14 protein-coding genes are annotated in these 15,023 nt (G+C 59.8%); all 14 read right to left on the reverse strand.

Features of this window, described 5'->3' with window-relative positions; translation table 11 throughout:
• Window positions 1–44: 44 nt before the first annotated feature.
• Window positions 45–998: a GTPase gene (gene yjiA, locus KGP22_RS02795; RefSeq protein WP_223581138.1), complete on the reverse strand. Its 954-nt coding sequence runs from the start codon at window positions 996–998 to the stop codon at window positions 45–47.
• 10 nt (window positions 999–1,008) lie between these two features.
• Window positions 1,009–1,212 carry a YbdD/YjiX family protein gene (locus tag KGP22_RS02800; protein ID WP_003856610.1) on the reverse strand — a complete coding sequence of 68 codons (204 nt, stop codon included), beginning with the start codon at window positions 1,210–1,212 and terminating at the stop codon, window positions 1,009–1,011.
• A gap of 99 nt (window positions 1,213–1,311) precedes the next feature.
• On the reverse strand, window positions 1,312–3,465 hold the full coding sequence (locus tag KGP22_RS02805; protein ID WP_223581140.1) for a carbon starvation CstA family protein: 2,154 nt from the start codon (window positions 3,463–3,465) through the stop codon (window positions 1,312–1,314).
• 191 nt (window positions 3,466–3,656) lie between these two features.
• Window positions 3,657–4,574 (reverse strand): WYL domain-containing protein, encoded by a 918-nt coding sequence (locus tag KGP22_RS02810; protein WP_149367767.1) that lies wholly within the window; start codon window positions 4,572–4,574, stop codon window positions 3,657–3,659.
• Between the two features lie 179 nt (window positions 4,575–4,753).
• Window positions 4,754–5,266 carry a 4-hydroxyphenylacetate 3-monooxygenase reductase subunit gene (locus tag KGP22_RS02815; protein ID WP_111964122.1) on the reverse strand — a complete coding sequence of 171 codons (513 nt, stop codon included), beginning with the start codon at window positions 5,264–5,266 and terminating at the stop codon, window positions 4,754–4,756.
• Between the two features lie 17 nt (window positions 5,267–5,283).
• The gene (gene hpaB, locus KGP22_RS02820; RefSeq protein ID WP_149367766.1) at window positions 5,284–6,846 is read right to left on the reverse strand and encodes a 4-hydroxyphenylacetate 3-monooxygenase, oxygenase component; all 1,563 of its coding nucleotides are present in this window, start codon (window positions 6,844–6,846) and stop codon (window positions 5,284–5,286) included.
• Between the two features lie 185 nt (window positions 6,847–7,031).
• Window positions 7,032–7,958, reverse strand: a complete 927-nt coding sequence (hpaA, locus tag KGP22_RS02825; RefSeq protein WP_149367765.1) for a 4-hydroxyphenylacetate catabolism regulatory protein HpaA — start codon at window positions 7,956–7,958, stop codon at window positions 7,032–7,034.
• Window positions 7,930–9,282 carry a 4-hydroxyphenylacetate permease gene (hpaX, locus tag KGP22_RS02830; protein WP_063622611.1) on the reverse strand — a complete coding sequence of 451 codons (1,353 nt, stop codon included), beginning with the start codon at window positions 9,280–9,282 and terminating at the stop codon, window positions 7,930–7,932. The genes hpaA and hpaX overlap by 29 nt, the downstream gene beginning before the upstream one ends.
• A gap of 21 nt (window positions 9,283–9,303) precedes the next feature.
• On the reverse strand, window positions 9,304–10,101 hold the full coding sequence (hpaI, locus tag KGP22_RS02835) for a 4-hydroxy-2-oxoheptanedioate aldolase (protein ID WP_223581142.1): 798 nt from the start codon (window positions 10,099–10,101) through the stop codon (window positions 9,304–9,306).
• Window positions 10,102–10,110: 9 nt separating this feature from the next.
• Window positions 10,111–10,914 carry a 2-oxo-hept-4-ene-1,7-dioate hydratase gene (gene hpaH, locus KGP22_RS02840; RefSeq protein ID WP_223581144.1) on the reverse strand — a complete coding sequence of 268 codons (804 nt, stop codon included), beginning with the start codon at window positions 10,912–10,914 and terminating at the stop codon, window positions 10,111–10,113.
• Window positions 10,915–10,983: 69 nt separating this feature from the next.
• Window positions 10,984–11,364, reverse strand: a complete 381-nt coding sequence (locus KGP22_RS02845) for a 5-carboxymethyl-2-hydroxymuconate Delta-isomerase (protein ID WP_115876536.1) — start codon at window positions 11,362–11,364, stop codon at window positions 10,984–10,986.
• A 9-nt stretch (window positions 11,365–11,373) separates the two neighbouring features.
• Entirely contained in the window at window positions 11,374–12,225 is an 852-nt protein-coding gene (hpaD, locus tag KGP22_RS02850) for a 3,4-dihydroxyphenylacetate 2,3-dioxygenase (RefSeq protein ID WP_149367763.1), read from the reverse strand.
• Between the two features lie 2 nt (window positions 12,226–12,227).
• Window positions 12,228–13,694 (reverse strand): 5-carboxymethyl-2-hydroxymuconate semialdehyde dehydrogenase, encoded by a 1,467-nt coding sequence (hpaE, locus tag KGP22_RS02855; RefSeq protein WP_149367762.1) that lies wholly within the window; start codon window positions 13,692–13,694, stop codon window positions 12,228–12,230.
• Entirely contained in the window at window positions 13,691–14,968 is a 1,278-nt protein-coding gene (gene hpaG, locus KGP22_RS02860) for a 4-hydroxyphenylacetate degradation bifunctional isomerase/decarboxylase (protein ID WP_223581145.1), read from the reverse strand. The genes hpaE and hpaG overlap by 4 nt, the downstream gene beginning before the upstream one ends.
• Window positions 14,969–15,023 lie beyond the last annotated feature (55 nt).

The raw sequence follows: 15,023 nt of genomic DNA on the forward strand, positions 1-15,023 counted from the left end.
CAGGGGAGAGGGGATTGTTCGCTGCGCATAGTTAAGCGGGGAGGCTATTTTTTCAGCCCCGCAAACGCCGCCCGAATTTCTTCCTCCGGCAGCTGGATGCCAATAAACACCATCACGCTGTGCGGCGCTTTATCGCCCCACGGTCGGTCCCAGTCGGCGCTGTACAGGCGCTGCACGCCCTGGAACAGCAGGCGGTTGGGTTCGCCGTCAATCCACAGCATTCCTTTGTAGCGCAGCAGCCTGTCGGCAAACGACAGCAGCAGGTTCTCCATTACGCGGGAGACCTCGCTGATATCCACCGGATAATCCAGCTCCACCACAATCGACGCCACGTCGTTTTGCTTGTCTCCCATAAAGTGGAAGCGCGGTTTCGCGGTGACGTTCTCCTCCAGCATAAAGCCGTTGGTGTTGAATAGCTGGGACAGGTCGATATCGCCGTGCGTCACCGTGAAAATCGGCGCGCGGGAGTTAATGCGGGTCAGGCGCTCGCGCAGCTTTTCGCTTTCGCCCGCCACGTCGGTTTTGGTCAGCAGGATGCGGTCGGCGTAGCCCACCTGAGACTGGGCGATGGTGAACTGGTTCATCTGTTCGTCGGCGTGGACCGCATCAACCAGGGCAATCACGCCGTCCAGCAGATAGCGCTGACAAAGGATCTCATGGGAGAAAAAGGTCTGAATAATCGGGCCGGGATCGGCCATGCCGGTGCACTCGATCACCAGGCGGTCAAAGTCGATTTTCCCGCGATCGCGGCTGTCGAGCAGGTCCAGCAGAGCGTCTTCCAGCTCGTTAGAGCGGGTGCAGCAGATGCAGCCGTTGGTCAGGGTTTTGATCTGCGTGGCGCGATCGCCAATCAGCTGGTCGTCTACGGAGACTTCGCCAAATTCGTTTTCGATGACGGCGATTTTGAAGCCGTGCTGCTCGTTCAGAATGTGGCGCAGCAGGGTGGTTTTACCGGCGCCGAGGAAACCGGTCAGCAGGGTAACGGCAATCGGGGTCATGGTCTCTCCTTTAGCAGCAGCGGACGCCGCCTTCTCCACTTCCGCCGTAGCGCGCTTCCTGACGCTCGCGGAAGAATTCAGTGTAGGTCATGTACGGCTTATCAGGATGGTTGGTCTTCATATGCTCAACGTAGTTGTCATAGTCCGGAATGCCAATCAGCATTTTCGCCGCCTGACCGAGGTATTTTTTTGCTTCGCCTAAGTTACCAAACATTGTGGGTTCCAGACAGAAAAAGCCCGGCGATGTGAGTCCGCTGGGCTTGTGTTTCCCTCACCCCAGCCCTCTCCCAAGGGAGAGGGTGAGGATTGCGGATTAATGGTGTGAAGAGGTCTTCACGCCGCCTTCAGGCACCGGCACGTACGGGGTTTCTTTGTCCGTACGGCCGTCGGCGTTACGCACTTTCAGCCAGGTTTTGATGCCGTAGAAGATGATGCTGTACACCACCACCAGGAACAGAATGCTCAGACCCGCGTTGGTGTAGTTGTTCACCACGATATGGTTCATGTTGGCAATCTGCTGCGCGGTCAGATCCGCGCCGCCTGCGGCAATCTTCTCTTTGTACTGGTTAGCCATGAAGAAGAAGCCTTCCAGCTGCGGGTTGACGCTGAACAGCTTCAGGCCAAGCGCCCATGTGGTGCAGAGCAGCAGCCACAGCGCAGGCACCACGGTGACCCAGATGTATTTGGTGCGTTTCATCTTCACGAGGACAACGGTACCGAGCACCAGAGCTACAGCCGCCAGCATCTGGTTAGAGATACCGAACAGCGGCCACAGGCTCTTCACGCCGCCGAGCGGGTCGACAACGCCCTGATACAGCAGGTAGCCCCACAGGCCGACGCAGCCCGCCGTACCCAGAATGCCCGCTACCAGAGAGTCGGTTTTCTTCAGGAACGGCACGAAGTTACCCAGCAGATCCTGCAGCATGAAGCGACCCGCACGGGTACCTGCATCCAGCGCGGTGAGGATGAACAACGCTTCGAACAGAATACCGAAGTGGTACCAGAAGCCCATGTCCGCCCACGGCAGCACTTTGTGGAACACGTGTGCGATACCGACAGCCAGCGTCGGTGCGCCACCGGCGCGGTTCAGCACGGACGGTTCGCCGATGTCTTTCGCCGTCTGCATGATCTGCTCAGGCGAAATCACGAAGCCCCAGGAGCTGACGGTCGCCGCCGCGTGTGCGCTGGCGTCTTTCAGCTGCGCCATAATCAGCGCCGCGTTGTCGCCGCCCATCTCGTGCAGGTTCGGCATGGTAATACCGAGACCCGCCGGAGGGGTGTTCATTGCGAAGTACAGACCCGGTTCGATGATGGACGCGGCAACCAGCGCCATGATCGCCACGAAGGACTCCATCAGCATGGCGCCGTAGCCGATCAGGCGTGCGTCTTTCTCGTTTGCCAGCAGCTTAGGCGTGGTACCGGAGGAGATCAGGGCGTGGAAGCCGGAGACCGCACCGCAGGCGATGGTGATAAACAGGAACGGGAACAGGGCGCCTTTCCACAGCGGACCGGTACCGTCGATGTACTGGGTCACCGCCGGCATTTTCAGTTCAGGGTTGATGATCACAATCCCGATTGCCAGCCCGACGATCACGCCGATTTTCAGGAAGGTCGCCAGGTAGTCGCGCGGGGCCAGAATCAGCCAGACCGGCAGCAGCGCGGAGATAAACGCATAGCCAATCAGCGCGAAGGTGATGGTGGTGTCCTTGAAGGTCAGCGCCGGGCCCCAGTACGGGTCGTGCGCGATGACGCCGCCGAAGTAGATGGAGGCGACCAGCAGCACGATACCAATCACCGACACCTCACCCACGCGGCCCGGACGCAGGAATCGCATGTAGATCCCCATGAACAGCGCAATCGGTACGGTAGAGCAGACGGTGAAGACGCCCCACGGGCTTTCGGCCAGCGCTTTCACCACGATCAGGGCCAGCACCGCGAGGATGATGATCATGATCAGGAAGCAGCCGAACAGGGCGATAGTCCCCGGCACGCGGCCCATCTCCTCTTTGACCATCTCACCCAGAGAGGCGCCGTTACGGCGAGAAGAGATAAACAGCACCATAAAGTCCTGCACCGCACCGGCCAGCACCACGCCCGCCAGCAGCCAGAGCGTACCCGGCAGGTAGCCCATCTGCGCGGCCAGTACCGGGCCGACCAGCGGGCCTGCCCCGGCGATAGCGGCAAAGTGGTGACCAAACAGCACGTAGCGGTTGGTTGGCACGTAGTTCAGGCCGTCATTGTTAATGACCGCCGGCGTGGCGCGCGTCGGGTCGAGCTTCATGACCTTCTGCGCGATGTATAAGCTGTAGTAGCGATAAGCCACAAGATAGACGGAAACGGACGCGACCACGATCCACAGGGCGCTTACGTGTTCGCCCCGGCGTAATGCGACAACCGCCAGACAAAAAGCGCCGAGGATCCCGAGTAAGGCCCAGGGCACGTGCTTCAGTAGTTTTTTAGTATCCATAGTAAGACCTGGTTTTTTATGTAAAGAAAAAAGGGTCAGGGTTCGTTGTGAGGAGGTATTGATTAATGCTGGAGCGATCGTGCCAGATCAACGCGCGCGTAAAGGACGGTAAGTGAATGAGTGGTTGAAAGTGCCGGGTGAGCGGTCAAAGGAGGCGACGAGCGGTTTCGGCTCGCCGCCAGTGGGCGAAATTATGTGATTGAGATCACTTGATTATTCGGGGTACGCTCCACGGCCAGATAGCTTTCCAGCGTCCTGATGAGCTTCTCCTTCAGCCAGCTCGGTTCCAGTATCTGAATATGGGGGAGCCAGTAGAACAGCAGCGGCAGGATCTGGTTCTCGTGGGCCGCCTGGCAGCGCAGCGTGACGCCGCCCTGTTGCTCCTCCAGCAGCTCCTGTTCCGGCAGAAGATCGCGGCGCAGGAAGTAATGTGAAATATTATCTTTAATAAATATTTTCACTGCGAAAGTATCTTCAGATACCCAAGGGTCGAGGCTTTTCTCCAGCAGCTCAAGGACATTTTCTTCAGGGGTGAAGGTCGTTTTCTGAATATCAAACCAGCTAATCTGGCTCAAGGAGAAGGATTTCAGGCGGCTATTTTCGGTGGCTTGTAAATACCATATATTTTTTTTGTTAATGAGTTTATAGGGATTAATCAGACGGGTTTTACCCTTATAAACGATCTGGCAAACATTATGGTTTTTAATCGATTTCTCGATTTTCGTTAAATGACGGCGAATATCACGTTCTACCGTGTGTTCTGCTTCATTGCCAAGAATAAGAATATGGTTTTCGTCAACGCGCGCTTCAAGCTTCTGCCAGAATTCCGTATTTCTTTCAGGGAAAAAGCTGTCAGCATTCAGGAAGTTAGCAAGGGTGTGATGTAAGCCTTGTCCGCCGGGCGATTGTGCAGAATGGATCAGCCGATATAGCCCGTTACCGAAATGTTCAACAATGGGAGAGAGGGCATTTAAATCCCGGTAGACGGTACGCTCGGTAATTTTAAATTTCTCCATTAGCGCACTGCGGTTTACCACACCGTTTAAATGTAGCTCAACCAGAATATCGACCAGACGTTCAGCCGAGCGGCTACGCGTCGTTTTAGCCATAAGGTCATCCTGTATATTTAGGTATGCGCTGAATGATGCGGATGCACTGACAGGTAGTGTCAGTATTCAGTCACAGAAAATTTCTCTTATGGCTATATAACGGCGTGTTTTAGGGGAAACCTTAGGAGTTTTTGTAGAAAGCGGCGCTGGCCGGAAAAAAAGGCCAGCGCGAAGGGGCATCACAAGGCGGCTTCTGCCTCCAGCATGACCGGGTGGAAACGGCGCCTGAAGTAGATCAGGCCGTGTCCCGCGTCACTCAGGATAATGTTTTTAACTTCAACAAGGTAGACAAGATGCGTGCCGATGGTTTGCACCTGGCTAATCTCACCTTCAAGGCTGGCCAGCGCGCCCTTGAGCACAGGCTGCGCCAGCGGCCCTTTCTGCCAGCAGGAGAGTGCAAAGCGCTCTTCCATCGTCATACCGGTCATCCCGGCGAAATGGCGAGCCATGATCTCCTGCTCGTGGTTCAGCACGTTAACGCACAGCCTGCCGTTGCCCTGGAATACCGGGTTCATAGCGCTGTTGGCGTTGATGCACACCATGACCGACGGCGGGGTATCTGTGACCGAACAGACGGCGGTGGCGGTAATGCCGCAGCGGCCCGCCTCGCCCTCGGTGGTGACCACATTTACCGCCGCCGACAGGCTACTCATTGCGTCGCGAAAACGCAGGCGTTGTTCATCTGAATGCATTGCAACCTCCCGCTGCGCTATTTCAGCAGCTTGTCGAGCATGTTGATATCGCTGTTGTTGTGCAGGTGCGGTACGGTCCAGCCGTGCTGGTCGTATTCGGACATGCAGCGGTCGACCATCGCCATCATCTTGTCCATGTTGCCGGAGCTCTGCGCCTGGCGCAGACACTGCAGGCGAATTTCATCCTGGCTGCCGGAGTAGTTAATTTCGTAAAGCTCGTGACGACCGCCGAACTCGCTGCCGATGGCGTCCCACATCAGTTTCAAAATCTTGATGCGTTCGACGTGATCCATGCCGTTGGAGCCGCGCACGTATTTCGCCAGATACTGGTCGATCTGCGGATTGTTCAGATCCCGGGTGCTGGACGGCAGGTAAATCAGGCCGGACGTCACGTTACGCTCGATGATGTTCTTGATTTTGGCGTAGGCCATCGGCGCCATCACGCGGTAGGTTTGCAGCGCGGCATGATCCGGCAGATACGCGCCGTTAACCCACGGGGTGGCTTCGGAACACATGGAGTCGCTCAGCGCCCAGAACATGTTGCGCCAGGCCACCACTTCGCCGAGATCTGCCTGCACGCCGCGGAACTCCAGGGTACCGGTACATTCCAGGGATTTCTTCAGCAGGGCGGTGATGAAGTCGAGTTTTACCGCCAGACGCACGCAGGCCTGCAGCGGGTACATGCGGGCGAAACCGCCTTCCATCGTCCAGCGACGGCAGCGGTCGAAATCGCGGTAGATCAGCACGTTTTCCCACGGGATCAGCACGTGATCCATCACCAGGATCGCGTCGTTCTCGTCAAAGCGGCTGGAGAGCGGGTAGTCGAAAGGGGAGCCGGTCGCGCCTGCCACCATCTCGTAGGAGGCGCGGGAGATCAGCTTCACGCCCTCGGCATCCATCGGCGCGACGAACATCAGCGCGAAGTCAGGGTTTTCGCCCATCACCTGCGCGGAGCCGAAGCCGATCATGTTGTAGTGGGTCAGCGCCGAGTTGGTGGCTACCACTTTCGCGCCGCTGACGATAATCCCGGCGTCGGTCTCTTTCTCCAGCTTGATGTAGACGTCTTTCACCTCGTCCGCCGGCTTGTGGCGGTCGATCGGCGGGTTAACGATGGCGTGGTTGAAGTACAGGCCGGTTTCCTGAATGCGGGTGTACCAGCTGCGGGCGTTCTGCTCGAACTGGCCGTAGAAGGCCGGGTTGGCGCCGAGCGCGCAGCCGAACGCGGCCTTGTAGTCCGGCGTGCGGCCCATCCAGCCGTAGCTAAGGCGCGACCACTCGGCGATGGCGTCGCGCTGCTGGCGCAGGTCGTCGGCGCTTTTCGCCACGCGGAAGAACTTGTGGGTATAGCCGCCGCTGCCGGTGTCGGTGCCCCAGCACAGCGTGTCCTGCATGTCCGGCTTGTGCAGCGCGTCGTACATCTGCGCGATGGAGGCCGCCGCATTGCGAAACGCCGGATGGGTGGTGACGTCTTTGACGCGCTCGCCGTAGATATAAATCTCACGACCGTCCTGCAGGCTTTTTAAATACTCTTCACCGGTTAACGGGCGTTTGGCGTCTGCGCGGAACTCTTCAGGCTTCATAGGGAACCTCGTATCGGAATTGTGTTGTTAAATTTATGTTTTGTTTTTGTTGTTTAATTGAAGCCTGAGAGGGGCGTAACGTGAAGGGACGATTGGGACAACGACGGGTACTTTTCGGGTGGGATTGGGATTTGTGATCGTTGTCCCCTCACCCTAACCCTCTCTCCAAAGGGGAGAGGGAACAATTACACCCTCTCCCCTTTGGAGAGAGGGCCGGGGTGAGGGGAAACCGGTACTTTCTGAGCCCGATACGCGCTGGGCGAGCATCCCACTAAGCGGTTAAAAAAGCGGGCGAAATAGGCCGGATCTTTGAACCCCAGTTGCCAGGCAATCTCACTGACGGTGCTGTCGGAGAAGAGCAGCAGGCGCCTGGCCTCCCGCAGCTGGCGGTCGAAGATCAGCCGTTTTGGCGGACGGTTGGCGAAGCGGCGGCAGATATCGGTCAGGCGGGATTCGGTCAGGTGCAGCTCGCTGGCGTATTCCGGCACCGTCCAGTGCTGGTGGTAGTGGGTGTCGATCAGCTGGGTAAAGCGCTGGAACAGCTTCAGCTCGCCGCGCATGCCGCCCGAGGCGTGGTCGTCGAGCTTCGCGTTGCGCAGCAGCAGGGTAAACACCGCCTGCGCCAGCAGGACCAGGGTATGCTCGCGCCCGGGCAGCTGCTCCGTGGATTCGCGGGCGATCAGCTGCCAGTAGTGCTTCAGCGCCGCCAGCTCGTCCGGCTTATCCGCCAGCGAGAGGCAGATCCCCGGCAGGCCAAACGCCTCCCGCGTGCCGGGGTAGAGCACCTCCAGCAGCGGCCAGATCAGATCCTCACGCACCGTCAGCACGTGACCGTCGCTATCGGATTCGGTGATAAACGCGTGCGGCACCGACGGCGGCGTGAGGACGAACAGCGGGGCCTGCACCGAGTAGCGGTGATCGTCGAGCTGGAGCTCAATCTGTCCGGTATCGAGAAAGTGCATCTGAAAGTACTGGTCGTGACGGTGCGCCTGCATGTCGCGGCCAAAAAAGGCCGCCATGCGGGCGAACGACTGGTAGTGCACATCGTCGGTGCCCAGACTTTCATCGTACTCCTTGCTGATATCAATGTTGGCGATAGGGCTCTGGCACATGATCGTTCCTCTGTTGATCCCGCTGTGTCATCGGAATGCGCGTCAGCACCAGCGCGCCGACCACCAGCAGCCCGGCCACAAACCACAGCCCCGAGCTGAAGCTGCCGGTCGCGTCGCGCAGGATCCCAATCAGCAGCGGGCTGACGGCGGAGCCGACGTTGCCGATGGCGTTGATTACCGCCAGCGCCACCGCGCGGGACTGCAGGCTAATAACCCGATCCGGCGTGGTCCAGAATATCGCCATGGCGGTAAAAGATCCGGTTGAGGCCATGATGATGCCAAGCAGCTGGATCAGGCTGTGATCCGTCGCGGAGGCCAGCATCCATCCCGCCGCGGCGAACAGGTACGGCAGGATGGTGTGCTTTTTTCGCTCTTTCAGCCTGTCGGAGCGGCGGCTCCACCAGATCATCCCGAGGATGGTGCAAAACTGCGGGATCGCCGCCAGCAGGCCGATGACGATATTGCTGCTTCCCGTGTTGAAGCTCTGCAGGATCTGCGGCGTCCAGATGTTGATCGCACTCAGCGTATTGGTCAGGCAGAAGTAGGCCAGCGTGTAGAGCAGCACGGCGGGCGTGAGCACCTCGCGCAGCGTGGAACGCGGCGTGACGGATTGGGCAATCGCGACCTCCTGCTCGCGGGCGATCATCGTTTTCAGCGCCTGCTTTTCGTCCTCATCCAGCCAGGTGGCCTGGTCCGGCGTGTCGTTGAGGTAAAACCAGGTCACCACGCCGAGCACCACCGATGGCAGCCCCTCCAGCAGGAACAGCCACTGCCAGCCCTTGAGGTTCCACAGCCCGTCCATCGCCAGAATGTACCCGGAGAGGATCGAGCCGAGCATCATGGTTACCGGCATGGCGATCATAAACAGCGCGTTGGCGCGGGCGCGGTGATAGGCCGGGAACCACCAGGTGAGATAGACCAGAATCCCCGGCAGGAAACCCGCTTCGGCAATGCCCACCAGCATGCGCAGGACGTAGAGGGTTTCGGGGCTGGTGGCGAACATGGTGCAGGTGGAGGCAATACCCCACACCACCATGATCCCGGCGATCCAGCGGCGTGCGCCGATCTTCGCCAGCATGATGTTGCTCGGAATGCCGCACAGCACGTAGGTGACGTAAAACAGCGTCGCGGCCAGGCCAAACATGGTTGACGTGAGGCCAAGATCTTTACCCATCGTTAGCCCGGCGAAGCCGATGTTGATGCGATCGAGAAACGAGAAGACAAACAGGATAAAAAGAAAAACGATCAGGCGACGGAACAGCTTGTGAATGACGCGATGTTCAACAGCTTTATTATCATGGGTTTGCAGGGTAGAGGTCGTCATGGTGCGCTCCAGATCTTACGTTTAGTAGACGGATTTATTGTTATTAACTGACGTAACCGGTTTTTCGATAAAACGTGCCGCCAGCGCTTCCGCGCCGCGGGCGAGCAGAGTGGTGTCGACGCCGACGGCAACAAACAGCGCGCCGAGTTCAAGATAGCGTTTTGCCAGCTGCTCGTTCGCCATCAGGATGCCGGGGGCTTTACCGGCAGCGCGTATCTGTGCGATCGCCTGCTCGATGGCGGCCTGCACCTCCGGGTGCTGCGGATTGCCGGTAAAGCCCATGTCTGCGCTAAGATCCGCCGGGCCGATAAACACGCCGTCGACGCCTTCCACGTCCAGGATTTGCGGCAGGTTTTTCAGTGCCTCGCGGGTTTCAATCTGCACCAGCACGCACATGGCGTCGTTGGCCTGCTGCAGATAATCCGGGATTCGGTTCCAGCGCGAGGCGCGCGCCAGTGCGCTGCCCACCCCGCGAATGCCCGCAGGCGGGTAGCGGGTGGCACGTACCGCCAGCCGCGCTTCGTCGGCGTTTTGCACCATCGGCACCAGCAGGGTCTGCGCACCCACGTCCAGCAGCTGTTTGATCTGCACCGGGTCGTTCCACGACGGGCGGACGACCGGCTGGCTGGGATAAGGGGCGATAGCCTGCAGCTGGGTTAAGACGGTCTGCACGCTGTTCGGCGCGTGCTCGCCGTCGATCAGCAGCCAGTCGAATCCTGCTCCGGCCAGCAGCTCGGCGCTGTAGCTGCTGGTCAGCCCCAGCCATAAACCGATTTGCGGGCGACCAGCCTGTAGCGCCGCCTTGAATGCGTTTTGCATGGTCCTCTCCTACACAAAGCGGCAGCTGATGGAGCCCATGCTGCCGTAGTCGACGTGGAAGGTATCGCCCCTGCTGGCGGGCACCGGGCGGGTAAACGAGCCGCCGAGGATGATTTGCCCCGGCTCAAGCTGCACGTCGTACGGCGCAAGCTTGTTGGCCAGCCACGCCACGCCGTTGGCCGGGTGGTTAAGGACACCTGCGGCCACGCCGGTCTCTTCGATCACGCCGTTGCGGTAGAGCAGGGCGGAGATCCAGCGCAGGTCCAGCTCGTCGGGCTTAATCGGACGGCCGCCGAGGATGACGCCCGCGTTGGCGGCGTTATCCGAGATGGTGTCGAACACCTTGCGCGGGCGCTGGGTCTCCGGGTCGACGTTGTGGCAGCGGGCGTCGATCAGCTCCAGCGCGGGGATGACGTAATCCGTGGCGTTGTAGACGTCGAAGATAGTGCAGTTCGGGCCGCGCAGCGGTTTTGCCAGCACGAAGGCCAGCTCCACTTCAATGCGCGGGACGATGAAGCGGTCGACCGGGATGTCGCTGCCGTCGTGGAAGAACATGTCGTCCAGCAGCGCGCCGTAGTCCGGCTCGCTAATCTGCGAGCTGGCCTGCATCGCTTTGGACGTCAGGCCGATCTTGTGGCCCTTCAGCACGCGACCTTCGGCAATCTTCAGGCTGACCCATTCGCGCTGGACGGCGTAGGCGTCTTCAATCGTAATCTCCGGATAGTCCAGCGAGATCGCGCGGATCTGCTCCCGGGACAGTTCCGCCTGATGCAGACGATGGGCGATCAGAGTATGGGTATGTTTGTCGAGCATGGCGATATCCTGTTTTATGTTTGTTTTCTCCCTCTCCCTAAAGGGGCGAGGAGACTGGCCGTGCCGGTATTACTTAAACAACGCGTGCACGTTGTTCTGTTTGTAATTAAGCGTCGGGTGCAGTTCGTCGAGCTCAAACGACAGCGCCAGGTAGCGGCTCGCCATCAGCTCCGCGAAGTGCGCTTTGATAAGCCCAAACAGCATCTCCCCCACGGCTTCCCGGCTCTCCAGGCTGCGCCCGGCGCCGATTTTCAGCGTCATATGCACAAAGGCGTAATCGTGCCTGCCGTCGGCCATCTGCCAGGTGTCCAGCCAGTGGGCGCGGCTGCGGATACCGCCGATGGGGAAGATGCCCGTGGCGGCGAGCGCCTCGTTCACTTTGGCGAACAGCCCCGGCAGGTCGGCCTGCTCGCGGATGTTGTCGGTACATTCAGCAATAAAGTGCGGCATGGTGGCTCCTTAGGCGGGCAGCGGGAAAACGGCGTTGACCTGGCCGGTTCCGGAGCTGGCGAACAGCTCGGTGAGAAACTCCACCTTGCCGTCGTATTTGTCCCAGCCGAGCATGCCCAGCAGCATCACCGTGTCGTGCATGTTGCCCTCGCCGTAGCAGTAGTCGGCGTACTCCGGCAGCATGCTGCAGAATTCTTTGAACTGACCCTCGCGCCACAGCTTCACCACGCGTTCGTCCATCTGGCGGTCGAACTCGCGGGTGTAGCTGTTCATCCCTTCCTCGGCGCGCTGGTCGTCGATAAAGCGGTGCGACAGCGAGCCGCTGGCGAGCACCGCCACGGTGCCGTCATATTTTTCGATGGCGCTGACGATGGCCTCGCCCAGCCTGCGGCTGTCGGCGAAGTCGTGAACCGTGCAAAACGCCGAGATGGAGATCACTTTGAAGTGCTTATCCGCGTTCATGTAGCGCATCGGCACCAGCGTGCCGTACTCCAGCTTCAGGCTTGGAATGTTGTGCGCTTTGGCGCGCACTCCAAGCTTCACCGCCTCGTCGGCGATGAGCTGGCCGAGTTCCGGATTGCCGTCGTAGTCGTAGGTCATGTCGCGGATAAAGTGCGGCAGCTCGTTGCTGGTGTAGACGCCCGAAAAATGGTCCGCACAGTTGATGTGATACGCACTGTTCACCAGCCAGTGGGTGTCGAAGACGATAATGGTATCGACGCCCAGCTCCCGGCAGCGCTTGCTAATTTCTTTATGCCCGTCGATGGCGCCCTGACGGCAGCCGTGGTTTTTGCCCGGCAGCTCGGAGAGATACATCGACGGTACGTGGGTGATTTTCGCCGCTAGCGCTAGTTTACCCATGCTCAGATCCCCCACTTTGGAATCGGATGGTCGCCCATGGAGATGCAGACGTTCTTCATCTCCGCGAACACCTCGAAGCTGTACTCGCCCCCCTCGCGGCCGGTGCCGGAGGCCTTCACGCCGCCAAACGGCTGGCGCAGGTCGCGCACGTTCTGGGTGTTGACGAACACCATGCCCGCTTCAATGCTGCGCGCCAGACGCAGCACCTTGCTGACGTCCTGGGTCCAGATGTACGACGCCAGGCCGTACTCCACGTCGTTCGCCAGGCGCAGCCCTTCCGCTTCGTCCTTGAACGGCAGCAGGCAGGCCACCGGTCCGAAGATCTCCTCCTGCGCCACGCGCATGCGGTTGTCGACGTCCGCCAGCACGGTCGGGCGCAGGAAATTGCCGCCCTTCAGGTGCGCAGGCAGGTCGGTCGGTTTGTCCGGGCCGCCCGCCAGCAGGGTTGCGCCCTCTTCAATTCCGAGGCGGATATAGCCGGAGACTTTTTCCCAGTGCTGCTTGCTGATGAGCGCGCCAATCTGGGTGTTCGGATCGGTCGGGTCGCCCACGCGCAGGCGGTTGGCGCGCTCGGCAAAGCGCTTGACGAATTCCGGGTAGATGCTCTGTTGGATAAAGATGCGCGAGCCCGCGGTGCAGCGCTCGCCGTTGATGGAGAAAATGGTGAACAGGGCGGCGTCCAGCGCGCGCTCGATATCCGCGTCTTCAAAAATCAGCACCGGGGATTTGCCGCCCAGCTCCATGGAGTACTTCTTCAGCCCGGCGTTTTTCATGATGTTGCGCCCGGTGGCGGTGCCGCCGGTGAAAGAGACGGCGCGCACGTCGTGATGCCGCACCAGCGCGTCGCCTGCCGTCGCGCCGTAGCCCTGAACGACGTTCAGCACGCCCGCCGGAATACCCGCTTCGAGGGCCAGTTCGCCCAGACGGTCGGCGGTCAGCGGGGAGAGTTCAGACATCTTCAACACCGCGGTATTACCTAAGGCCAGACAGGGCGCGACCTTCCAGGTGGCGGTCATAAACGGCACGTTCCACGGCGACACCAGCGCGCAGACGCCCACCGGCTGCACCAGGGTGTAGTTGAGCATCTTGTCGTCGACCGGGTAGGTTTTGCCGTTCATCTGCTGGCACACCTCGGCGAAAAATTCGAAGTTGTGCGAGGCGCGCGGAATGAGCACGTTTTTGGTCTGGTGGATCGGCAGGCCGGTGTCGGCGGTTTCCATGGCGGCGATCTCGGGCACGTTCTGGTCGATCAGGTCGCCCAGACGACGCATCAGGCGCGCGCGCTCCTTCATCGGCAGGTTAGCCCACTTTGGAAACGCCTCTTTGGCGGCGGCGACGGCCTGGTGAATTTCAGCTTCACCGCCGGAGGCGACTTCTGCCAGCACCTCGCCGGAAGCCGGGTTGGTGGTGTGGAAGTACTCGCTTCCGGCAACGTTTTTACCGTTGATCCAGTGGTTAATCTTTTTCATTTTGCAGTCTCCTCGCTGACAATTCGGTTCACCAGGCGTCCCACGCCCTCCACTTCCACCACCACCTCATCGCCCGGCACCACGTCGGACAGCCCCTTCGGCGTGCCGGTGGCGATCATGTCGCCAGGCTGCAGGGTCATAAAATCGCTCAGGTACGCAATCAGGTACGGGATGCTGAAGATCAGATCCGCCGTGGTGCCTTCCTGGCGCAGCTCGCCGTTGACGAAGGTGCGCAGGGCGAGATTGTGCGGGTCGGGAATCGCTGCTTTCGGCACGATGTGGGGGGAAATGGGCGTTAGCCCGTCGCGGCTTTTTACCCGCAGGTTCGGGCGGTAGTAGTTTTCCAGGTAGTCGCGGATGGCGTAGTCGTTGCAGACCGTATAGCCCGCAACATAGTCCATCGCCTCGGCTTCGTTGACCTTACGCGCGGTTTTACCGATGACCACCACCAGCTCCGCTTCGTAATGCATGTATTCGATATTGTTCGGGCGCACCGACGTCTGGCCGTCGCCGTTGAAGGTGTTTGGCGCTTTGATAAATACCAGCGGCTCGGTTGGCGGCTTAAAGTCCAGCTCGCTGGCGTGATCGGCATAGTTCAGACCGAGGGCAAACAGCGTGGCGTGCGGCGGCGTGCTGTGCGCAATAGTGACGCTACGCTCATCCACCACCGGGTTTTCCAGCGGGGGAAAACCTTCCGCCAGAATACGCACGCGATCGCCCGGGCGGATCTCAACGCGGCTTTGCGGGGTGCCGAGCAGGATCGCATCGCCGGGATTGAGGGTGGCGAACTCGCTCAGGGCGCTCAGCAGTTCGGCTGCGTTACGCTGAAGGTCGGCCGTGTTCCAGTGGTCCGCTTCGCGGCCGTTGATCTCGGTGATGATGGTCAGGTTATCCACGTTACCAACGGCGACCATCTCACCGAGCGGGCAAAATCCGTCACGGCATTTCGCCTTGATGGCAGGGCGGTAGAAGCTCTCTTCCGGCAGGCTCACCTCGTTGGCGAGCGCGTATCCCGCAATGTATTCCGCGGCGTCCTCCACGCGCACCTTGCTGGCGGTTTTGCCCACGACCAGCGCCACCGTGGCGCCGCTCAGCACCGTTTCACCCTGCGGGAAGGGGATCGGCTCGCCCGCGCGGATCACCGTGTTATGCGGTTTGATAAACCACACCGCTGTTTTCGGCGGCGTGTTGTAGGGGGATTTTTCAAAGGCCTCACGCCAGGCTTCACGCTGGCTTTGATGGTTGAGGGCGACGGCAAAAACGGTACCTTTCATTCACATACTCCTCAGGCCGGATGTCCGGTTTGGATTTCATTAATATGTTAATGAT

The sequence above is a fragment of the Enterobacter sp. JBIWA005 genome (assembly GCF_019968805.1).
GTDB lineage: Bacteria > Pseudomonadota > Gammaproteobacteria > Enterobacterales > Enterobacteriaceae > Enterobacter > Enterobacter vonholyi.